General features: G+C 40.3%; 18 protein-coding genes, 1 tRNA gene and 1 pseudogene. 12 read left to right on the plus strand and 8 right to left on the minus strand.

The window, feature by feature from the left end; genetic code table 11:
* Both K8F54_RS01860 and K8F54_RS01865 read left to right on the plus strand, forming a co-directional pair.
* A pseudogene (locus tag K8F54_RS01860) lies at positions 1–597 on the plus strand (DNA polymerase IV); the annotation flags it as partial.
* 50 nt (positions 598–647) lie between these two features.
* Positions 648–1,421 carry an SH3 domain-containing protein gene (locus K8F54_RS01865; protein WP_290786260.1) on the plus strand — a complete coding sequence of 258 codons (774 nt, stop codon included), beginning with the start codon at positions 648–650 and terminating at the stop codon, positions 1,419–1,421.
* Between the two features lies 1 nt (position 1,422).
* Here K8F54_RS01865 and pyk read toward each other — a convergent pair whose 3' ends face one another.
* The 5 genes from pyk to K8F54_RS01890 are packed head-to-tail and all read right to left on the minus strand — an operon-like array spanning position 1,423 to position 5,642.
* A complete protein-coding gene (gene pyk / locus K8F54_RS01870) occupies positions 1,423–2,853 on the minus strand; it encodes a pyruvate kinase (protein ID WP_290786263.1) in 1,431 nt (476 codons plus the stop codon).
* Positions 2,853–3,341: an IPExxxVDY family protein gene (locus K8F54_RS01875; RefSeq protein ID WP_290786266.1), complete on the minus strand. Its 489-nt coding sequence runs from the start codon at positions 3,339–3,341 to the stop codon at positions 2,853–2,855. Before K8F54_RS01875 ends, pyk begins: the two co-directional genes overlap by 1 nt.
* Before the next feature lie 51 nt (positions 3,342–3,392).
* Entirely contained in the window at positions 3,393–4,136 is a 744-nt protein-coding gene (rnc, locus tag K8F54_RS01880; RefSeq protein WP_290786268.1) for a ribonuclease III, read from the minus strand.
* A 6-nt stretch (positions 4,137–4,142) separates the two neighbouring features.
* Entirely contained in the window at positions 4,143–5,396 is a 1,254-nt protein-coding gene (gene fabF, locus K8F54_RS01885) for a beta-ketoacyl-ACP synthase II (RefSeq protein ID WP_290786271.1), read from the minus strand.
* A 12-nt stretch (positions 5,397–5,408) separates the two neighbouring features.
* The gene (locus K8F54_RS01890) at positions 5,409–5,642 is read right to left on the minus strand and encodes an acyl carrier protein (protein WP_034259990.1); all 234 of its coding nucleotides are present in this window, start codon (positions 5,640–5,642) and stop codon (positions 5,409–5,411) included.
* Positions 5,643–5,821: 179 nt separating this feature from the next.
* On the opposite strand from K8F54_RS01890, the gene purN reads away from it, so the two are divergent.
* From purN to K8F54_RS01910, 4 genes are all read left to right on the plus strand, one after another.
* On the plus strand, positions 5,822–6,415 hold the full coding sequence (gene purN / locus K8F54_RS01895) for a phosphoribosylglycinamide formyltransferase (protein WP_290786274.1): 594 nt from the start codon (positions 5,822–5,824) through the stop codon (positions 6,413–6,415).
* Positions 6,408–7,049 carry a ribonuclease H family protein gene (locus tag K8F54_RS01900; RefSeq protein ID WP_290786276.1) on the plus strand — a complete coding sequence of 214 codons (642 nt, stop codon included), beginning with the start codon at positions 6,408–6,410 and terminating at the stop codon, positions 7,047–7,049. Before purN ends, K8F54_RS01900 begins: the two co-directional genes overlap by 8 nt.
* Positions 7,050–7,114: 65 nt before the next feature.
* Positions 7,115–8,038, plus strand: coding sequence for a PfkB family carbohydrate kinase (locus tag K8F54_RS01905; protein ID WP_290786279.1), 924 nt, complete (start codon positions 7,115–7,117; stop codon positions 8,036–8,038).
* Between the two features lie 62 nt (positions 8,039–8,100).
* Positions 8,101–9,999, plus strand: coding sequence for an amidophosphoribosyltransferase (locus K8F54_RS01910; protein WP_290786282.1), 1,899 nt, complete (start codon positions 8,101–8,103; stop codon positions 9,997–9,999).
* Between the two features lie 1,266 nt (positions 10,000–11,265).
* Here the strand turns inward: K8F54_RS01910 and K8F54_RS01915 are convergent.
* Complete coding sequence (locus K8F54_RS01915; protein ID WP_290786285.1) at positions 11,266–11,874, minus strand: superoxide dismutase; 609 nt, start codon at positions 11,872–11,874, stop codon at positions 11,266–11,268.
* Between the two features lie 162 nt (positions 11,875–12,036).
* Between K8F54_RS01915 and K8F54_RS01920 the strand changes: the two genes are divergently transcribed.
* The 5 genes from K8F54_RS01920 to K8F54_RS01940 all read left to right on the plus strand — a co-directional run bounded on the left by K8F54_RS01920 (position 12,037) and on the right by K8F54_RS01940 (position 21,555).
* Complete coding sequence (locus K8F54_RS01920; RefSeq protein ID WP_290786287.1) at positions 12,037–15,198, plus strand: UvrD-helicase domain-containing protein; 3,162 nt, start codon at positions 12,037–12,039, stop codon at positions 15,196–15,198.
* Between the two features lie 27 nt (positions 15,199–15,225).
* On the plus strand, positions 15,226–16,425 hold the full coding sequence (gene kbl / locus K8F54_RS01925) for a glycine C-acetyltransferase (RefSeq protein WP_290786290.1): 1,200 nt from the start codon (positions 15,226–15,228) through the stop codon (positions 16,423–16,425).
* A gap of 122 nt (positions 16,426–16,547) precedes the next feature.
* Entirely contained in the window at positions 16,548–17,930 is a 1,383-nt protein-coding gene (locus K8F54_RS01930) for an OmpA family protein (protein ID WP_290786292.1), read from the plus strand.
* A gap of 66 nt (positions 17,931–17,996) precedes the next feature.
* On the plus strand, positions 17,997–20,729 hold the full coding sequence (locus K8F54_RS01935) for a PD-(D/E)XK nuclease family protein (RefSeq protein ID WP_290786294.1): 2,733 nt from the start codon (positions 17,997–17,999) through the stop codon (positions 20,727–20,729).
* 1 nt (position 20,730) lies between these two features.
* Positions 20,731–21,555 (plus strand): alpha/beta fold hydrolase, encoded by an 825-nt coding sequence (locus K8F54_RS01940; RefSeq protein WP_290786297.1) that lies wholly within the window; start codon positions 20,731–20,733, stop codon positions 21,553–21,555.
* A gap of 240 nt (positions 21,556–21,795) precedes the next feature.
* On the opposite strand, the gene K8F54_RS01945 is transcribed toward K8F54_RS01940, so the two are convergent.
* Together K8F54_RS01945 and K8F54_RS01950 are read right to left on the minus strand one after the other, a co-directional pair.
* Positions 21,796–21,869: transfer RNA gene (locus K8F54_RS01945), tRNA-Ala, on the minus strand.
* Between the two features lie 30 nt (positions 21,870–21,899).
* The gene (locus K8F54_RS01950) at positions 21,900–22,694 is read right to left on the minus strand and encodes a universal stress protein (RefSeq protein ID WP_290786300.1); all 795 of its coding nucleotides are present in this window, start codon (positions 22,692–22,694) and stop codon (positions 21,900–21,902) included.
* A 75-nt stretch (positions 22,695–22,769) separates the two neighbouring features.
* Here K8F54_RS01950 and K8F54_RS01955 point away from each other — a divergent pair, with 75 nt between their 5' ends.
* Positions 22,770–23,279: a GNAT family N-acetyltransferase gene (locus K8F54_RS01955; RefSeq protein ID WP_290786303.1), complete on the plus strand. Its 510-nt coding sequence runs from the start codon at positions 22,770–22,772 to the stop codon at positions 23,277–23,279.
* Positions 23,280–23,340 lie beyond the last annotated feature (61 nt).

Consider the following 23,340-nt stretch of genomic DNA (forward strand, 5'->3'; position numbering starts at 1 on the left):
CCGGAAGAAGTCGTTGCATTTTTAGAAAAGCTGGATGTAAAAAAATTCTACGGCGTAGGAAAGGTGACAAAGGAAAAAATGTATTTGCTGGGGATTTATACCGGAAAGGACCTAAAAAGTAAGTCTCGAGAGTTCTTGGAAGAACATTTTGGCAAAAGTGGCAGCTATTATTACAAGGTTTCGAGAGGAATTCACAACAGCAGGGTAAGTCCGGACCACACGCGGAAATCCTTGGCCGCGGAGCGCACTTTTAATGAAAATATCGCATCAGAATTGTTTATGATGGAGCGTTTGGAGGAAATCGCAAAAGAGGTGGAAAAGCGATTGCTAAAAAGTAAAGTGGCCGGAAAAACGATTACGCTTAAAATTAAATACAGTGATTTTACGTTACAGACTAGGAGCAAGACCCTGCCTTTATATGTTTCGAGCAAGGCCTTAATTATGGAGACTGTTAAAGATTTGTTATTTCAGGAGAAAATGAAAGATTCGGTACGTTTGTTGGGAATCTCTATATCAAATCTCAACAACGAAGATAAGAAAGAGGTGAAACCACCTCCCGATAAAACCATAGACGTACAACTTAAATTAGACTTTTAAATGCTGTGAAAACTACTTGATTTTGATTATTAACTAAAACCTTTTATGTTATGAAAAAAGTAGTTTTTTTCCTCCTCGCAGTTGCCTTATTAACTGCCTTCGTTTCGTGCAAGAACGAAACCAAAGACCCTCAAGCCGATCCGGCCGCCAACGATTTGGCCATTGCCGATTCGGTTCCTGAAACTTCCACTCCAGAATTTCTGTATGTTACCGCAGCCAGCGGACTCAGCCTTCGGGAATTCAACAACTTAAACAGTGAAAAGTTGGCCGTGATGCCTTATGGTACCAAATTAAAAATAATTGCTGCCGAATCCAATGCAACGATGACCGTTGGTGGAATAAAAGGCGGCATGAACGAAGTGGAATTCAATCACAAAAAGGGATATGCCTTTAATGGGTATTTGTCGAAATTTTTCCCGCCTGAACCGGATATTTCGGCGAAAAGCTATGTAGAAGAATTGCAAAAATTATTTCCGAAGGTTTCATATACTGAAACAACAGGAGGTACCGCTAGCAAACCTTCCAATACAGAAACCGTCCTATTGCCAACAACTCACTGGCACGAAGCCTTCTTTGTAGCACAACAGCTCTTCGATTTTCCGAAGGAATTTGCCTTCCCCGAACCCAAAGGCAAGGACGAACAGGTCATCAAAGACAAAAAACATAAGAAAGATGTCTGGGTAAGTGAACTTCTGGTAAATAGAATAGATGACAATCTTGAAAAAATTGCCTATATCTATAAAACAAAGCAATTTGCCACCACCGTAACCATTACCAAGGTAAACGATATGATGCAGCTAGAAAAGACCGAAGTTGTTGAATAGCCTATTTCACCTGCGAAACCCGTAGTGTATTTACCATTCCCTTGTCTACAATGGGCATGGCCGCCAAGTTAATTAAGTAGTCGCCTTTGGACACAAAACCACGTTCGAAGGCGATTTTATTAATGTCCTCCACGGTTTCATCGGTGCTCACAAACTTGTCGTAATAAAAGGCTTTCACTCCCCATAATAGATTGAGTCGGGAAAGAATACGGTGGTTTGAGGTATATACTAAAATATGTGCGGCCGGGCGCCAAGCAGAGATTTGAAAGGCGGTATAACCACTATTGGTCAAGGTACAGATCGCCTTTGCTTCAATTTCGTTGGCCATATGGGCTGCATGATAGCAAATAGATTTTGTAATATATCTATTGGTCCGTATCGTGGGTGGTTCTTGTGGTACCGTAATTAAAGAAGAGTTTTCTACGCTTTTTAAGATCTTTGACATGGTTTTAATCACTTCTACAGGGTATTTTCCAATAGAGGTCTCTCCGCTCAACATTACCGCATCTGCGCCATCCATAACAGAGTTAGCAACATCATTCACCTCGGCTCTAGTTGGAGTCAATGACGTAATCATGGTTTCCATCATTTGGGTAGCGATAATTACGGGAATCCGCGCCCGTTTGGCTGTAAGTACCAGTTCTTTTTGAATTAACGGCACCTCTTCGGCAGGCACCTCAACCCCTAGATCGCCTCGTGCCACCATCAACCCATCACAGAAGGCAATAATCGTATCGATATTGGCCACCGCTTCGGGTTTTTCGATTTTCGCAATGATGGGAATCTTATATTCACTATGCGCTTCTATAATTGCCTGGAGTTCCTTCAAATCGTCTGCGTTCCGCACAAAAGAAAGCGCGATCCAATCCACCTCCTGAGAAATAGCGAAGATGGCGTCTTTTTTGTCTTTGGCCGTCAGGGCCGGCAATGACACCTTAGTATTTGGAAGATTTACTCCTTTCTTCGACTGTAACGGACCACCTTGTACTACGATGGCCTTTACTTCATTTTTATTATTGGTTTCGAGGACTTTAAAAATGAGTTTTCCATCGTCAAGCAAGACACGTTCTCCGGGATTTACGTCTTTCGGAAACTTATTATAATTCATAAAGACCCTATCCCGTGTGCCTTCAAATTCTTCACCTGTACAAAACGTGATTTCATCACCTGGTTCCACGACCACTTCTTCTTTCATCACACCAACCCTCAATTTTGGGCCTTGAAGATCGGCCAAAATAGCGGTAGAAGTCCCCAGCTCCTCTCCAACTTTTCGGATCATGGCAATAGTATCTTTTACATTGTCATAATCGGCATGAGAAAAATTCACCCGAAACACATTGGCGCCTTCCAAGATCATCTCTCGAATGATCTCTTTGGAGGAACAGGCCGGACCTAGGGTGGCAACGATTTTGGTTTTTTTCTCTTTTGGCATCAGTCAAAAATTAGGTTACTTTTAGATTTTACGGACTCTGTATCGATTACATACGCCGAAATGACTTGTTTTATTTCGTTGATCCCTGCGACCAACTTCCGAATGGGTATCAGTTCAAAATCGGATGAAATCTTCAAAAAAAAATCTACTTTCTTATATTCGGGAAGCAGATAGGTTGTTACTGTTTCCGATGCAGTATCGCTAAACAGTCCGCTCGAGCTTTGCACATTTGCCACCAGCGACTTGCATTTATTCGCTACGAGATTATACGTAGTGTATTGCATTTCATTCTCATATTCATAGAGGGCAAAGGTAATTTCCAAACCGTTGTTGGAATACTCCAGATCCACTTCTCTGCGCTGCAGGTGTAATCCTATAAATTTGTTCAATAAATAAGCCATTTTATACGCCTCTTCACTACAATGCACCGCAATTAAGGAAAAAGGTTCCTTAAAATCATCATCTAATATAAGTTTGTGGTGTGCCATCGCCCAATTTAGCTATAAATGTAAGCGTTCCTAATCGGAATTTAAAAAAGATTATTCTCTTTCGGCATCTATTTTTGTTTGCAGCTTAAAGTAGGCTCGTTTGGCTGCCCGTTCTTCGGCCTTCTTTTTTGACGTCGCTCTCGCCTTGGCAACGGTAACACTTTCCAACTGTAACTTTACGGCAAAATGTTTAAGTGCATCGTTGCCGGTATCTTCATAGATGGCAAACTTAAAGTGTTTTTTATTTTTCTGACACCACTCGATGAATAAACTTTTGTAACTAATCACTTTCCCTTCCAGTTTTTCAATATCTACGTAGGGTCTAATCACGCGTTTGTGAATGAATTTTTCACAATAGGAAAACCCCCTATCTTGATAAATAGCGCCAATTAATGCTTCAAAAACATTCCCGTGAATATTTCCGCCAAATTGTTGGGTTGGAATCGTGGTTTTTACAAATTGAATAAGGTTGAGGTCCCTTCCCAATTCATTGAGATGTTCTCTACTCACCACCTTAGAGCGCATCTTGGTGAGGTAGCCTTCGTTTCCTCCCGGTACTTTTTTAAACAAGTGTGAAGCGATCACTGCGCCCAGCATGGCATCACCTAAAAATTCGAGGCGTTCGTAGTTTTGCGAATGACCCGCACTTGTTTTTTCGTTGGTTGATCGATGCGTAAAGGCTATTTCATAGATAGTGATATCTCTTGGTTTAAAGCCCAAAATTCGTTTTACAGCATAAAAAAAATCCCCGTCCTTTTCAGCACGGGAATTAAATATGTTTTTAATAGATGCCATTTATTTTTAGGCGTCCAACTTCTTAAAGAGGACACAGGCATTATGGCCTCCAAATCCGAATGTATTACTCATGGCTACTTTAATCTCCCTTTGCTGAGCTTTATTTAAGGTAAGATTTAAGGAGGGGTCAATTTCGGTATCGACTGTAGTATGATTAATAGTAGGGGGAACTAAGCTGTTTCTCATGGCCAGAATCGATGCGATCGCCTCAATGGCACCTGCAGCTCCTAATAAATGCCCGGTCATGGACTTGGTTGAATTAATATTAATGTCCTTGGCGTGTGCTCCAAATACCTTCCCAATAGCGATTAATTCGGCTACATCTCCAAGGGGTGTGGAGGTTCCATGCGTATTGATAGCATCTACATCTTCCGGTTTCATTCCGGCGTCATTCAGGCAGTTTATCATTACGCGTTCAACGCCAATTCCGTCAGGATGCGGAGCGGTCATATGGTAGGCATCGCTAGACATGCCACCGCCAACCACTTCGGCATAGATTTTTGCTCCACGCTTTTTTGCGTGTTCGTATTCTTCCAGAATAAGCGCTCCTGCTCCTTCTCCCAATACAAACCCATCACGGGTTGCATCGAAAGGTCTGGAAGCTGTTTCCGGGCTTTCATTTCGAGTGGATAGGGCATGCATGGCATTAAACCCGCCCATTCCGGCTTTGGTTACTGCGGCTTCACTTCCTCCGGTGACAATAATATCGCAATGACCTAAACGAATATAGTTTAAGGCATCGATCATGGCATTGGCAGAAGAGGCACAGGCCGAGACCGTCGTATAGTTTGGACCCATAAAACCATGTTTGATGGAAATATTTCCGGGGGCTATATCGGCGATCATTTTAGGAATAAAGAAGGGGTTGAAACGCGGTGTTCCATCCCCTTCTGCAAAATTTATTACTTCATCTTGAAAGGTTTCCAAGCCACCAATTCCAGCGCCCCAAATTACCCCAACTCTAAATTTATCTACCTCTTCAAGATTGATTCCGGCATCTATGATGGCTTCATCACTTGAAACTAAGGCGTATTGAGCAAATCGGTCCAGTTTTCTGGCTTCTTTCCTGTCAAAATGATTTAATGGATCGAAATTTTTAACTTCACAAGCGAATTTTGTTTTGAACTTTTCAGTATCAAAATACGTTATTGGCGCACAACCGCTCATCCCATTTTTTAATCCGTCCCAATATTCTGCAATATTGTTACCAATGGGGGTAAGGGCTCCAAGGCCTGTAACTACAACTCGCTTTAATTCCATAAAGAAGTTTTTTTATTTCGCTTCTTCGATATATGAAATTGCTTGACCTACTGTGGCAATGTTTTCAGCTTGATCGTCTGGAATTTGAATATCAAATTCTTTTTCAAATTCCATAATAAGCTCAACCGTATCTAGTGAGTCTGCTCCTAAGTCGTTCGTGAAGCTCGCTTCGTTTACAACTTCGTTTTCGTCAACACCTAATTTGTCTACGATTATCGCTTTTACTCTTGATGCAATGTCTGACATAATTCTTGATTTTTAAATTTAAGTATAAGTGGCAAAAATAAAATATTTTAATTTAAAACACCATTTTAAGTATAAAATGTGAAAGCAAATTAAACAATTTTGAGCGAAGTAAAACTCTATTGCCGTACTTTTGTTATTATTATTTTAAATACTTCTGTAAACACCCAAAGAAACTCTAAATGAAGAAGCGCATTGTTATTTTTGCTTCAGGTAGTGGTACCAATACTCAAAACATAATTCAACACTTTCAGCAAGGAGAAGTTGCCGAGGTTGTTCTCGTGCTCTCAAACAAGAAGGATGCCAAAGTCTTAAGCCGTTCTAAAAATCTGAATGTCAACACCTTCCATTTTACAAAGGAAGAATTAATTTCAGAAAAAGGGGTGCTGAAGCAATTAATAGATGTGCAGCCCGATCTAATTGTTCTTGCGGGCTTTCTATTAAAATTTCCCGATCTTATTCTGAAAGCCTTTCCAAATAAAGTTATAAATATTCATCCCGCCCTGCTTCCTAAATATGGGGGGAAAGGAATGTATGGACATCACGTACATGAAGCCGTTGTGGCAAATAGTGAAAAAGAAACAGGTATTACGATTCACTACGTGAATGAAAAATACGATGACGGGAAAATAATTTTTCAAAAAAGCGTGCCCGTTTCCATGATGGACACTCCCGAGAGTGTGGCTGAAAAAATTCACCAATTAGAATACGAATTCTTCCCAAAAGTAATTGAATCAATTTTACAAACTGACAAAGCAGCTTCGCGTAATGACTAAGAAAAAGGAGAAATTCTATGTAGTATGGTACGGAAATCCTGCCGGGATTTTTGGAAGCTGGGAAGAATGCAAAAGATCCATTAAGGGCGTTAAGGGCGCTCAATATATGTCGTTCGACTCTTTCGTCGAAGCAAAAAAAGCGTATAATAAAGAATATGCCGATTATAAGGGTAAAGGGGGTAAAAAGAAGAAGCTTCCTTCTGAAGAAGAACTGAAAAAGATAGGCGATCCCAACTTGTACTCCATAGCTGTTGATGCGGCATCGAGTGGAAATCCAGGAAAAATGGAATACCGCGGCGTAGATACACAAACTCACAAACAACTGTTTCATCAAGGACCTTTTCAACAAGGAACTAACAATGTGGGAGAATTTCTAGCGTTGGTACATGGTCTTGCCTTTCTAAAACAACAAAACAGCGATCGTATTCTCTATACCGATTCCCGAATTGCAATGGGGTGGGTCAAGAAAAAAAAATGCAATACCAAGCTCAAGGCTACTTCAAAAAATAAAAACCTCTTTGAGCTGATAGCCCGTGCTGAGCTCTGGTTGAAAAACACTGCATATACTACCAAAATTGTAAAATGGGAAACCAAAGCCTGGGGTGAAATTCCTGCAGATTTTGGACGAAAATAGCCCAATTATTATTTTGGTATATCAGGCAACAAAACTGTATCTTTGCAGCTTCTTAAAACGCTAGTATGAGTAAACTTGTAATCGTGGGAACCGTTGCGTTCGATGCTATTGAAACTCCCTTTGGAAAGACGGATAAAATCTTGGGTGGCGCTGCCACCTATATAGGATTGGCTGCCTCTCAATTTAATGTCGAAGGAGCCATTGTTTCGATAGTTGGGGGCGATTTTCCAAAAGAATACATCGACATGTTGGCGGCCAAAGGAATGGATGTTACCGGACTCGAAGTAGTAAAAGACGGCAAAACCTTCTTCTGGAGCGGAAAATATCACAACGATATGAATTCTCGCGATACGCTAGCCACCGAATTAAACGTACTGGCCGATTTTAATCCGAAAGTACCTAATGCCTATACCAGAGCTGAAGTGGTGATGTTGGGGAATTTACATCCGTTAGTTCAGCTAGGAGTTATCGACCAAATGGTAAATCCGAAGCTTGTTGTCTTAGATACCATGAACTTTTGGATGGATAATACATTAAAAGAATTGATGCAGGTAATTGCTAGAGTAGACGTAATTACTATCAACGATGAGGAAGCCAGACAGTTATCGGGAGAGTATTCTTTGGTAAACGCAGCTAAAAAGATCATGGAAATGGGGCCCAAATTTGTGGTAATCAAAAAAGGAGAACACGGCGCATTATTGTTTCACAAGGATGAGATGTTCTATGCACCTGCCCTGCCTTTAGCCGAGGTATTTGACCCAACCGGAGCCGGTGACACCTTCGCAGGAGGATTTTCAGGCTATTTGGCCAAAACGGAAGATTACAGTTATGAAAATATGAAGAACGCCATTATTTACGGAGCTGCATTAGCTTCGTTCTGTGTTGAAAAGTTTGGCACAGAGCGAATGCTTCAGCTAACAAATAAGCAAGTACACAAACGCTTGCAACAATTTAAGAGTTTAACACAATTTGATATCGAACTAACATAAAAAAACGCCCTGAACATTCGGGGCGTTTTTTGTAGCTTTAATAGATAAATCATTTCAGAAAAATGAGCGACGCTTTAAAACATGAATGTGGAATTGCCGTAGTGAGGTTGCTAAAACCATTGGAATACTACAAAGAAAAGTACGGGACCGCTTTCTACGGAATTAACAAAATGTACTTGATGATGGAAAAGCAGCACAACCGTGGACAAGACGGTGCAGGCTTTGCCAGTATTAAGTTGAACGTAAATCCCGGAGAACGCTATATAAGTAGAGTCCGTTCCAACGCAGCGCAACCCATTCAGGACATTTTCGCTCAAATTAATGATCGCATCAATCTCGAATTTGAAACAAACCCCGAATACAAAGAGGATGTCACTGCTCAAAAAAAGCATATCCCCTACATTGGTGAATTGTATTTAGGTCATGTGCGCTATGGTACTTTTGGCATTAACAGTGTTGAAAATGTACATCCATTTTTACGGCAGAATAACTGGATGCACCGAAATCTGATCATTGCGGGAAATTTTAATATGACCAATACGACCGAACTTTTTGATAGCCTTATAAAACTGGGAATGCACCCCAAGGAAAAGGCCGATACGGTTACGGTAATGGAAAAAATTGGTCATTTTTTAGACGATGCCGTCCGAAAATTATACAAAAAGGCAAAATCCAAGGGAATGACAAAAATAGAAGCCTCCCCTTATATAGCTGAAAATTTGAATTTGGCTAAAATCCTTCGGAAATCTGCAAAGAACTGGGACGGCGGTTATGCCATGGCCGGTTTATTAGGACACGGTGATTCTTTTGTACTACGAGATCCGGCCGGAATACGGCCCGCCTATTATTACCAAGACGACGAAGTAATTGTTGTGGCTTCAGAAAGGCCTGCGATCCAGACTGTTTTCAATGTCCCTTTTGAATCCATTCGCGAAATTGAACCTGGAAATGCCCTTATCATTAAAAAGGACGGAAGTTTCGAAACATCAGAGATCTTAGAGCCTTTAGAACGAAAATCATGTTCTTTCGAGCGTATTTATTTTTCAAGAGGTAGTGATGCCGAAATCTATCAAGAACGAAAAAAATTAGGTCGGTTGGTGATGCCAAAAGTGTTGAAGGCAATCGATTACGATACGGAGAATTCGGTCTTCTCGTTTATTCCTAATACAGCTGAAACTTCCTTTTATGGGATGTTGGATGCGGCGCAAAACGAACTCAACAAACAAAAGAATGAAGCTATCCTAAAAGAGAAAGATAGTTTGACCGAAGCGCGGCTTGAGCAAATACAGGCGCATAAGATTCGCACAGAGAAGATTGCAATCAAGGACGTCAAGCTTCGCACTTTTATTACCGATGACAGTAGTCGGGACGACTTGGTGGCACATGTATACGATGTCACCTATGGTGTGGTAAAGCCAACAGACAATTTGGTGATTATAGACGATAGCATTGTTCGTGGTACCACCTTAAAAAAGAGTATTTTAAAAATGTTGGATCGTCTAAATCCAAAACAGATTGTGGTGGTTTCTTCGGCACCTCAAATACGATATCCCGACTGTTATGGCATTGACATGGCGCGTTTGGAGCATTTGATCGCGTTTAATGCGGCCTTGGCATTACACAAGGATAGAGGAACCTATGATATCGTAGAAGAGATCTATCACAAATGTAAAAAGCAATTGGAATTGGTGGACAGTGAGGTGATCAATCATGTAAAAGAGCTATATGCCCCTTTTAGTGATGAAGAAATTTCAGACAAGATTGCCCATATTATTGGTGATAACAATATCAATGCAAAGGTTAAACTGATATTTCAATCGGTAAGTGACCTACACAAAGCCTGTCCAAATAATTTGGGTGATTGGTACTTTACCGGAGAATATCCAACGGCTGGTGGAAACAGGGTGGTGAATAAAGCCTTTATACATTTCTACGAAGGAAATCCTGAAAGAGCCTATTAAGACGTTAAATCTTCTTCAAAACAGGTCAAAAGCTGCTCTTTATCGAATATAGAAATCACTTTATCCAAAAGTAGGAAAAATCTGTAATTGAGATGCTTTTTTGACATATATTTGCTTCATACCATAGCATAAGTAGGTTAAGTTCATGGTAAGATTTGGGGCAAAAAGGTAAACATCTTGTTTACCTTTTTTTTTTGCCCCAAATCGTGGGGTGGCGACCGAAGGGAGCCGTTTTCTTTCTTCTACGCCTTGTTTACCTATTTGATTACTGTATGCCGCTGACGTGGGTATCTCTGTCAAAGGTCCACCCACCTTCGCGCTTTGTGTTATTTTGGGCAAGCCGGATCTTAGGTTTTGTCAAACAAAACTACACGCGGTTAGATGGCGACCGAAAGGAGCCGTTTTCTTTCTTCTACGCCTTGTTTACCTATTTGATTACTGCATGCCACTGACGTGGGTATCTCTGTCAAAGGTCCACCCACCTTCGCGCCTTGTGTTATTTTGGGCAAGCAGGGTCTTCGTTTTTGGAGATTAAGAGCTGAATCTGCCGAAAATTTTATAAATTTATGAAGTATTCTATCTTGCAAGTCATAAAGAATTTGGCAACGTTTTTTTATTATCCTACTGACTTAATAGATGATTCCTATACAATAACTGCTTTTCAACGAAAAAAACCGTTATTGGTCTAAAAGTTTATTTTATCAAAAAAATTATCGCATATATTTGATTATACCATAGCATAAGTAGGTTAAGTTCATGGTAGATTTGGGGCAAAAAAAGGTAAACGCTTGTTTACCTTTTTTTATGCGCCAAATCGTAGGGGTGGCGACCGAAGGGAGCCGTTTTCTTTTCCTCGACTGCATGTTTACCAATTTCATTACTGCTAGCCACTGACGCGGGTATCTTTATCAAATGTCCACCCAGCTTCAAGCTTTGCACTATTTTGGGTAAGCCGGATCTTAGGTTTTGTCAAACAAAAAAGTGGGCGACCGAAGGGAGCCGTTTTCTTTTCTTCGATTGCTTGTTTACTAATTTGATTACTGCTAGCAGCTGACGTGGGTTTCTTCATCAAATGTCCACTCACCTTCGCGCTTTGCGCTATTTTGGGCAAGCTGGATATTCGATTTTGCTGCGTAAAATTTCATTTCGATAAGGTGGCGACCGAAGGGAGCCGTTTCTCTTCTGTTACGACTTGTCTTCTAATTTAATTATTAAAAAACAAAAAGCCCACCAATGGTGGGCTTTTCAATAAATCTAAATCTAAGATTATTTACTTTTTTGATATCGCGCCGATACCTCTGTCCAATTGATTACATTGAAAAAAGCATTGACATAATCGGGTCTGCGATTTTGATAATTCAGATAGTACGCATGCTCCCAAACATCGAGTCCCAATATTGGCGTCCCGTTACATTTCACACCGGGCATTAAAGGGTTATCTTGATTTGGCGTAGAACACACAGTTACATCTCCTCCTTTATGAACACATAACCAAGCCCAACCCGATCCAAACTGAGTTTTCGCAGCATTTGAAAAGGCTTCTTTAAAGGCGTCAAAATTTCCGTACGCCTTTTTAATGGCGTCAGCCAATTCGCCGGTAGGCGCTCCGCCACCATTTGGTGACATCACCGCCCAAAACAAGCTGTGATTGTAATAACCACCGCCATTATTTCGAACAGCCATATTATTCATATCTAAATTCAATAGAATATTTTCGATGGTTTTACCTTCCAAATCGGTTCCGGCGATGGCCCCGTTTAAATTGTTGGTATATCCCTGGTGGTGTTTTCCGTGATGGATCTCCATCGTTCTGGCATCAATATGTGGTTCTAATGCATTATGAGCATAAGGTAAGTTTGGTAATTCAAATGACATGATTTTACTTTTTTTGGTGAGTACTTCATTTATAATTTCAAAAATACGTATTAATACCTTGAAAAACTGTTATAGCTTTTATAAGATTTCTATACATCTATAGATAATCTTGATAAAACAATGCTATACCTTCACTTTTTAATATCTTAGTAAAAAAGTCGTTTGCAAGAATCCGCCGCATTTACAATTTATAATGCCTCTGCCGGGAGCGGTAAAACCTTTACCCTGGTAAAGGAGTACCTCAAGCTCATATTACAGTCGCAAAAAGTAGGCTATTACAAGCATCTTTTGGCTATCACCTTTACGAATAAGGCCGTCGCCGAAATGAAACAGAGAATCATTAATAATCTCGTATTGTTTTCAGAACCTGAAGTGCTTTCAAATCCTCCCGAAATGTTACTCTTACTCAGTGAAGAAACAACCCTCTCTGTTGCTGAATTACACGAGCGATCTCAAAAAATACTGAAACACCTGCTCCACAACTATGCAGGGTTTACCATCGAAACCATTGATAGGTTTAATCATCAACTGTTGCGAACCTTTGCCAAAGACCTAAAACTGCCTCAAAACTTTGAAGTAAGTCTGGAAGCACCTCAATTACTTGCTGAAGCAGTGGACCAACTCATAGCCAGAGCGGGGATTAATGATGAAATCACCAGCGTCTTACTGGATTTTGCTATAGAAAAGACCGACGATGACAAATCCTGGGATATTGCCAAGGATATTGCCGAAGCTGCACAAATTATTCTGAATGAGAACGATGCACCCCATCTGGCGAAACTAAAGGACAAATCGTTAGCTGATTTTATAGCGTTTAAGAAGCAGCTTGTTGCCGGCAAATTGCAACTATCAGAAAAAATTAAAACAAAGGCTTCAGAAACATTGCAACTTATTGAAGAGGCAGGATTGCAATTTGATGATTTCAGCAGTGGCTATTTGCCAAAACATTTTCAGCATCTCGCTTCAGAGAACTTTGGGGTAAATTTTGGCGCCAAATGGCAAGAAACACTAAAGGACAAGCCACTGTATCCGGGGAGGGTGGCAAAAGAAACTCCGGAATTAGTTCCCGTTATAGATGAATTAGCCCCGGTATTTGCTGCAAATTTTGAATCTACCAAAGAATGGGTTTTTCAGGTATTCCTTTATGAAACTGTCTTAAAAAATATCACGCCGCTTTCGGTAGTGAATTTGGTGAATCAAGAATTGGAAACTATAAAAACAGAGAGAGGCTTGTTGCCGATTTCCGAATTTAACGCACTCATCAACAACGAAATAAAAAATCAGCCGGCTCCTTTTATCTATGAACGCCTGGGAGAGAAATACCGTCACTTTTTTATTGACGAATTTCAAGACACCTCCTTATTACAATGGCAGAATCTAATTCCGTTGATCGACAATGCACTCTCACAACAAACGGTAGATGAAGAACAAGGCAGTTTAATGCTTGTAGGAGATGCGAAACAGGCTATTTATCGCTGGAGAGGGGGGCTTCCCGAACAGTTTATTAATTTATATGGTACCGAAAACCCCTTTTCTATTTCCGAAAAAAAAGTGCTCAATTTGGAGACCAATTACCGCAGTTGTGATACCGTAATCGATTTCAACAATGCATTTTTCAGTTTTACGGCAGCCTATTTTGGGAATATAAACCACCAAGACCTTTATAAAATTGGGAACAACCAACATACTACTCAAAAAAAGGGCGGTTATGTAAAATTCGAATTTATTACGCCCGAAAACAAATCGGAAGCACACGAACAATACGCCGAAAAAGTTGTTGATACTATTAAAAATGTAACGGATAACGGTTTTAAATTTGGTGATATCTGTGTGTTGACCCGAACTAAAAAGGAGGGCATCTTGCTGGGAGCTTCGTTACTGGAACAGGAGATTCCCATTATTTCTTCGGAAACATTGCTGCTGCAACATTCTCCTTTGGCACAATGTGTTTTAGACGCTATTTCACTTCATGTATATCCCGAAAATGAAGAAGTGAAAATGAGCTTATTGACCTTTTTACATGAGCATTTTGAAATTTCTGAACCCAAACACACCTTTTTTAACAAACTACTTCCCAGATCACCCGAAGCATTCGAACAAGGCCTTAATGCCTACGGGATTACCTTTAGTTTTGAGGCATTGCGATCGATTTCCTTATACGAAAGTTGTGAATACTGTATCGAACGATTTCAATTGTATAAAAAAGCAGATGGTTACTTACTGGGCTTTATGGACCTAGTTCATGAATTTCAGCAGCAACCACAAGCCGGAAAATTGGCATTTATAAAATATTGGGAAACCAAAAAAGATACGGCCAGTGCCACTTCCGGTCTTGCCACCAATGCAGTCCAATTAATGACCATTCACAAGGCAAAAGGGTTGGAATTTCCGGTGGTTATATTTCCCTATGCCGATGTAGCCCTATATACCGAACGCAATGCAAAGACCTGGTACCCTTGGTTAGACGAAACCGATATCTTTGATGAAGTCTATATAAATTTCAATAAAAACATAGCCGAATTTGGAGATATTGGCGCTTCCATATACCAAGAACGGAGGGAAACCCTAGAATTAGACAATATTAATCTGCTGTATGTCACACTCACTCGAGCAATCGAGCAGCTGTATATCTTTTCAGAAATTCCAAAGCAAAGCAAAGCCGAAGCGCCAAAAACCTTCAATGACTTGTTTGGTGCCTTTTTAAAGGAACGTGGAATGTGGAACGAAAATATGTTGTTTGCCGAATTTGGCTCAGCCGAAAGATCTCTTCAGGCAGAAAAAGACGTACATATAGATCAGGTTTCTTTAGACTATCTGGTAAGCTCCCCCAATGCTCATGATTTGCGAATTGTATCTGCCGAGGCACGGTTATGGGACACAGATACCGAAACAGCCATTGCGATTGGAAATTTATTACATGAGACCATGGCACTCATTAAAACAACTGCCGATGTGCGTATTGTCCTCGACGCATTGAAGAAGAGGGCGATATATACGCCCGAAGAAATCGAAAGACTTCGAAAACTGGTCCTATCTATTGTAGAACAGCCCGAACTGATTCATTTATTTACAGCGTCTCAAGAGCAGGTAGAGAACGAGCGTGATATTATCACGGCCAAAGAAGAGGTTCTTCGTCCCGATCGTTTAATTTTTCATGATAATACTTCTGTAAGTATTGTAGACTACAAGACCGGACTTCCTAACGAATTGCACGAGTCGCAAATAAACAGATACGCTTCGGCATTAGAAGAAATGAATTTCAATATTTCAGAAAAAATATTGGTTTATGTTTCCGAAGAAAGCATTTTCATAAATAAAGTATAAATTTGAACTCTCAAAATTGAGCATAGTATGTACGGAAAAATAAAAGAACATCTTCAAAACGAATTACAGGATATAAAGGACAACGGCCTTTATAAAAAAGAACGGATTATCACATCTGCACAAGGCGCCGAAATTACCATTTCAACGGGGCAAAAAGTGATTAATTTTTGTGCTAACAATTATTTGGGGCTTTCCTCCGATAAAGAAGTAATTCAGGCTGCCAAAGACACCATGGATACACATGGTTTTGGGGTATCCTCGGTGCGTTTTATCTGTGGCACGCAAGACATTCACAAAGAATTAGAAAAAAAGATCGCCGATTTTTACAACACAGAAGACACAATTCTATATGCTGCCGCATTCGACGCTAATGGCGGTGCTTTCGAGCCACTTTTAGGCCCCGAAGATGCGATAATTTCAGATTCGCTTAACCACGCGTCTATTATCGATGGCGTACGTTTGTGTAAGGCAGCCCGTTATCGCTATGAAAATAATAATATGGCAGACCTCGAAAAGCAACTCATCGCCGCTAATGAAGCAGGTGCCCGATTTAAAATAATTGTTACCGATGGTGTTTTCTCCATGGATGGCTTGGTAGCTCCTCTCGACAAGATTTGTGATCTGGCTGATGCTTATGATGCCATGGTAATGATCGACGAATGTCACGCCACCGGATTTATTGGAGAAACTGGACGAGGAACCCTCGAAGAAAAGGGTGTTATGGGTAGAATTGATATCATCACAGGCACTCTAGGGAAGGCCTTAGGAGGTGCAATGGGGGGATATACTACCGGAAAAAAAGAGATTATTGAAATTTTACGGCAAAGATCGCGTCCATATTTATTCTCAAATTCGCTGGCACCGGCTATTGTTGGTGCATCTATTAAGGTATTTGATATGTTGTCGAAAGACACCCAACTTCGTGATAGGCTAGCACAAAATACTGCCTATTTTAAGAAGGGTATGAAAGACGCCGGATTTGATATAATAGATGGAGATTCGGCCATTGTTCCGGTGATGTTATACGACGCGCAACTATCTCAAAACATGGCAGATATGCTGTTGGAAGAAGGGATTTACGTGATCGGTTTCTTCTTTCCGGTAGTACCCAAAGGAAAAGCTAGAATTAGAGTGCAATTATCGGCTGCCCACACTAAGAATCACCTGGATAAAGCAATTGCTGCCTTTAAAAAAGTAGGGGTAAAACTTAATATAATTGAAGGATAAGTAGTTTTATTTATATATTATTGCATTTATATTTATAAAAATTTTAATAGATTTGCTTTTGTTTATAAGTTTTAACAACTTACTTTTGCTCTAATTAACACTTAAAAATTAAACAATCGAATATGAAACATCTTAACACTTTTTTAGTTGCTACACTTTTGCTTTTAGGAGTTGGAGTAGCTAACGCACAAGACGAAAACAATCCTTGGGCAATCGAGGTTGGTGCAAACGCTGTTGACACTTTCCCAGTAGGTCTAAGAGATGGTCAAACAGACTCTGATGCACTCAACGGAGACCTTTTTGAAGAATTTTATAATGTAAACGATCACTGGAATATTATTCCATCTGTTTCAAAAGTATCTATCGGTAGATACATTGGTAGTGGATTCACATTCGCTGCGGTTGGAACCGTGAATAAAATTGAAACAATGGGTGATGTACCTGTTGATGATTTATCATACATTGGTGTAGACGGTGAAATTAAGTACAGCTTCAGAGACTTGCTTGGTGGTAGCTGGTTAGATCCATCTATTGGTATAGGTGGTGGTTACACTTGGATTGATGATATCGGATTTGGTACTGCCAATGGTCTTGTATCTGTTCGTATTTGGTTAGCTGAAAACCTTGGCGTTAACTTACAATCTGCTTATAAGCACGCTTTCGAAGATGCATACGGTGTAAAACACTTCCAGCACTCTGCTGGTGTAGTGTTCAAATTCGGTGGAAAAGATACAGATGGTGACGGAATATTCGATAAGGACGATGAGTGTCCTGAAACTCCTGGTTTACCAGAATTCAACGGATGTCCTGATACTGACGGTGATGGAATCGAAGATAGAAATGACGCTTGTCCTAACACTCCTGGTTTAGCTGAGTTTAACGGATGTCCTGATACCGACGGTGACGGAATCCCAGATCCTCAAGATGCTTGTCCTACAGTTCCTGGTCTTGCCTCTTTGAATGGTTGTCCTGATGCGGACGGTGATGGTATTACCGATGCTGAAGATGCTTGTCCTAACGAAGCTGGTCCAAAATCTAACAACGGATGTCCTTACCAAGATAGAGATGGTGACGGTGTTCTTGACAAAGACGATCAGTGTCCAGATGTTCCTGGTACTGTTGCTAACAAAGGTTGTCCTGAAGTAACTGTTGAAATTATCCAACAATTGAATGACTACTCTAAAACAGTATTGTTCGATCTAGGTAAATCTACAATTCGTCAAGAATCGTACGCTGTTCTTCAAAACATCGCGAACATCATGAAGGAATATCCTAATGCTGATTTCGTAATTGAAGGTCACACAGATAGTCAAGGTAGTGATAAAACAAACCAAAAACTTTCTGATGATAGAGCTGCTTCTGTAAGAAACTATCTTACTACCATTGGTATGGATGCTAGCAGATTGTCTTCAATTGGTTATGGTGAGTCAAGACCTATCGCAACCAATGCTACTAAAGCAGGTAGACAACAAAACAGACGTGTTGAAATTTCTTTGAAGAAATAAGTAAACACCTTAATAAAATAGTAAGAAACGCCTCCATAAACGGAGGCGTTTTTTTATTTTAGTGGTATGCTAACATTTCTGGAAGAGACCCTGCAATCCATTAAAAGAAATCACTCCAATTTTTCTGAACTTACCCTTATTCTGCCCAGTAAACGCGCCTGTGGATTTTTACTGAATTACCTTCGCAAATCAAGTATTACAACCTCCTTCGCTCCCAAAATATATAGTGTTGAAGAGTTTATAGAGACACTCTCCGATTTAAAGATTATTTCAACTACCGAAATGCTTTTTAAAAGCTATGAGGCCTATCTAAACACCCATAGTATTTCAGAAAAGGAAGATTTTGAAACCTATACAACCTGGGCCACTACGCTCTTAAACGACTTTAACGAGATAGACCGGTATCTGGTAGAACCAACTGCCTTCTTCAGTTATTTAGGTAGCATTAAAGCACTTGAAAAGTGGAACGTCAAAGAACAGGATAAAACCGATCTAATCGAGCGATATTTACAATTCTGGGAACAACTTCCCGAGTTTTATGAAAACCTAAAAGAATTACTTATAACAGCCGGTGAGGGCTACCAAGGCCTTGTCTATAGGAAAGCTTCAGAAGATATCGAACACTACATCCAGCAGCACGGAAACAGCAAACACCTGTTTATTGGTTTTAATGCTTTAAACAATGCCGAACAACATATTTTTCAGGAATTATTAGAAACAGGAAATACCGAAATCTATTGGGATACCGATTCCTATTTCTACCTCGACAAAAAACACAGTGCCTCCCTTTTTTTTAGAAATTATACCAGCAATTGGCCCTACTATAGAAAAAATCCTCAATTAAGGCTTTCTTCTCATTTTGAGACCGAAAAATCATTTCAATTTGTTGAAGTCCAAAAGAATATCGGGCAGGCAAAGTATCTGGGATCTTTACTTTCTCAATATTCTCCTGAACAGCTGGACAAAACAGCCATCGTTTTGGCCGACGAAAAATTATTGCTGCCGGTGTTAACTTCGTTGCCTCAAAATATCCAACAAGTGAACATCACAATGGGTGTCTCTCTAAAAACCTTCCCGGCGGCCATTTTCTTTGAAACCCTACTTCACTTCCATCAAAAACCCTCGAATAGCCTTTACTATCAGGAGGTATTGGCTATTTTAAATCATCCACTGGCCAGTTTTATAATAGAAAGTCCGCAGGAAATCACTTCAAAAATAGTAGCGCGGAATAGCGCCTATCTATCTCTCGAGCAACTAGAAGAATTAGCCGGAGCGGCCAATATGGAATACATTCAATTACTATTTGGTAATTGGAAAAATAATAGTGTAATAGCCTTAACATCTTGCATCAAATTATTATTAAAGGCGAAAGAACAAGCTCCACAAAACGCTATAGACCGAATTGTTCTGTTCAAATTGTATTCGGTATTTATACAAATTCACGCCCTGAACGGTAAATACGCCCACTTAAAAACCATCAAAACCATCCATGGACTCTTTGTTGAACTTATTTCGACCACTTCACTCGATTTTGAAGGAGACGCTTATCATGGGCTTCAGATTATGGGAATTTTAGAAACAAGAGTGTTGGACTTTGAAAATATTATCATGCTGTCCGTAAATGAAGGCATTATCCCTGCCGGTAAATCAAATGCTTCCTTTATCACCTACGATTTGAAACAACAATTCAAGCTGCCCTCCTATTACGAAAAAGACGCCATTTACACCTATCATTTTTACCGCCTTTTACATCGTGCAAAAAATATAACGCTCGTTTACAACGCCCACGCCGAAGGGCTCAATACAGGAGAAAAAAGCCGATTTCTACTACAACTGGAAATAGAAAATCACCCCAAACATACTATAAAGCACCTGGTTGTAAGTCCGCCGGTTTCTTCCCTGTCTAAAACGCTTAAAACCGTCGAAAAAACCGAAGCGGTCATGGTGCGTCTTCGTGAGATTGCCGGAAAAGGCTTTTCGCCCTCCGCCTTGACCAATTATATTCGCAATCCGTTGGACTTCTATTATCAAAAAATTCTCAGAATAAATGAATTTCAAGAAGTGGAGGAAACAGTGGCTTATAACACATTGGGAACCATCGTTCACGACACCCTTCAGGAATTCTATGAGCCATGGGAGGGCACTTTTTTAACGGTGGAACTCCTTCAGAACAGAAAAGCTCAAATTGACACCGAAGTAAGGCGACAGTTTAAAAAAACTTTTAAAGAGGGTGATTTTACCAAAGGGAAAAACCTCATCGTATTTGAAGTGGCCAAGCGGTATATTTCAAATTTTATAGCCCGTGAAATTGCCGAAGTCAAAGCAGGTAACCAGATTAAAATCCTACAGGTTGAAAGTGAATTAAAAACCGAAATAGCCATACCAGAAATCAATTTTCCTGTACATATTGGCGGTAAGGTGGACCGGGTAGATGAATTTAATGGGATGCTACGGATTATTGACTATAAAACCGGCATGGTGAAGCAAGGCGAATTGGAAGTGGTAGATTGGGAACCCATCACCCAAGATTACAAGTACAGCAAAGCGTTTCAGGTACTTGCCTATGCACTTATGATAAACCATACCAATCCCATTGTAAAAGCCGAAGCTGGGATATTTTCCTTTAAAAACCTCAACAGTGGCTTTTTAAAATTCGGAACAAAGGAAAAGCCGGGAAGCCGCACAAAAGACCAATTGATAACACAGGAAACCCTCGCCTTGTTTATTTCTGAACTGAAAAAATTAATCGTCGAAATCTGTAACCCGGAACTACCATTTACCGAAAAAGAAATTGAATAAGATGCGCATTAAAAAGAATCGAATACTAAAAGCTGAAAGGAAAAAACCGATACTCTATGACCTGTATCAAAATGACGCCTTGGACGCAAAGCATGTGATCCTTTTTTGCCATGGTTATAAGGGCTTTAAAGATTGGGGCGCCTGGCATCTCGTTGCCGAAGCATTTGCTGAAGCGGGATACAGTTTTTTGAAATTTAATTTCTCCCATAATGGAGGAACGGTTGACCAACCCATCGACTTTCCCGATTTGGAAGCCTTCGCTCAAAATAATTTTTCCAAAGAACTAGATGATCTGGAGCGAGTTCTAGCTTTTGTTACGAACGAATTACACCCCGACTCCATAAGTGTAGTTGCCCATAGTCGTGGCAGTGGTATTGCACTAATTAAAACCGAAGAAGATTCCCGAATTAAAAACGTAATTACATGGGCCGGTGTATGCGACTATAAAATATTCTTTCATGAAGGGACTGAAACATTTCAGCAATGGAAGAAGACAGGACGCACCTTCGTTGAAAACACAAGAACCAAACAACGCATGCCTCACGATTGGCAATTTTATGAAGATTTTAAAGCGCATGAAGACCGTTTGACCATCCATCGTGCTGTAAAAAATCTAGACAAACCCCTACTTATTGTTCATGGAAGTGAAGATGCTACTATTCCGGTAAATGTGTCGCAACTACTCCATAGTTGGAATCCAACTAGTGAATTGGTTATTTTGGAGGGAGCCGACCATGTTTTTGGAGCATCTCACCCTTGGGAAAATGATGAGCTCCCCACCGATTTACGAAAGGCGGTAACGGCTTCCCTAAACTTCTTGAAATAAAAAATCCGTACTTCCGTACGGATTTCCTGCTTGATGAGGAGAATATCGGAGTCCCTGCGGCTTTCGCTCAGGATGAACTTCTCCTCCTGCTTTTTTGTAAACAAAAAAAGCAATGCGAAAGCATTGCTTCTTCTCCTGTGGAGAATATCGGAGTCCCTGCGGCTTTCGCTCAGGATAAACTTCTCCTCCTGTTTTTTTGTAAACAAAAAAAGCAATGCTTTCGCATTGCTTCTTCTCCTGTGGAGAATATCGGAGTCGAACCGATGACCTCTACGCTGCCAGCGTAGCGCTCTAGCCAGCTGAGCTAATCCCCCTGACAAATAATGCTGCGAATATATAAAAAATTATTCTTGTACAGGTAAAACCAACAAAGGTTTACTGGTGTGAAATTCACGCTTCATGATTTCATTTTTCTCCCATAACTTCTTAAAGAAACCTCTTCTTCTTCGAACCACACAAAGCATATCGGGGTGAAAGTGTTGAAAATGTTCTAAAACCGCTTGAAAGGTTGTCGCGTTTTCCGCAACAGTATACGATGTTTGCAATGCCTTTAGGTTTTCTGTCACCTGCATTAATTCTTCGGTGCTTTCGGGAGTTTCTACATGTAACATATGAACCTGTGTCTGAAAATAATTCACGAACTTATGTACAGGCTCTAACATATAATCCTTTTCAAAGTTCCCGTTCTTAAATGCCATAAGCATGGTCTTAGGTTCCGAAAAAACAGCCCCTTCAGGAACCACAAGTATTGGGATATTGGTGTGTTTGAGCAATTTGCCGGACGTTTTTCCTAAAAAAACTTCTTCTTTGATAGAATTACTGCGAGGTGCTAACACCATAAGGTCAATAGGTACTTGCTTATTCACCCGGTTAATGCCTTCCAAAACTTCTCCCTTGATAGGATGAGCGATCACCGAAACTCCCTTGTGATCGACCTTTGAAACTACTTCATCCAAATGCTGCTCCGTCTCCTCTTTTAAAATCGCATTTACTTTTGACAGGCCCGCCACCTTAGACAATTCTTGAAAGACCGAAACAACATATACATTTGCATCTATTGCCTTTGCAAGGTCGATGGCGTATTGTAAATTACTACCCGAATTTTCTGATGACCCAACAGGAACTAATATATTCTTCATCGCTATTAAAATTCTTTTATCTTTAATTCTGAGCTGCTACCGTAGGTAAACAGCTGCAAAATTAATTCATTCTATATGATTCGGCACGCGAAACCTTCAGAAATTGAGAAAATTATAACAATTACTCGTGCCTGTGCGGCTAAAATGATTGCTGCGTCCATTTTCCAATGGAATGAGCACTATCCCAATGCCGATGCCTTTCAGAAAGATCTCGCCAAAAATGAATTGTATGTTTTAGAAAAGGCCGAAACTATTTTGGGGTGTATTGTAATTTCTACCGAAAAGGACAAAGAGTACGATAAGGTTACTTGGCTGACAGAGGATACGAATCATTACTATATTCACAGGTTGGCCATTGACCCGATGTTTCAAGGGCAAGGCTGCGCAAGAAAGCTTATGGACTTTGCCGAAGCACTCGCTCTAAAAAACAAAATCACCTCTATTCGTTTAGACACCTTCAGTAAAAATATTCGCAATCAACGGTTTTATGAGGCGCGTGGTTATCAACGCCTTGGAAACATTTATTTCCCCAAACAGAGTGAGCATCCTTTTTACTGTTATGAGTTGCTGCTTCCCCCATCCTGATTGCAATAAATCCCCCTTACAATAAGATTGATTAAACCAATCTGTTTTAGTCGTTTTAAGA

Source organism: Altibacter sp., assembly GCF_019913785.1.
GTDB lineage: Bacteria > Bacteroidota > Bacteroidia > Flavobacteriales > Flavobacteriaceae > Altibacter.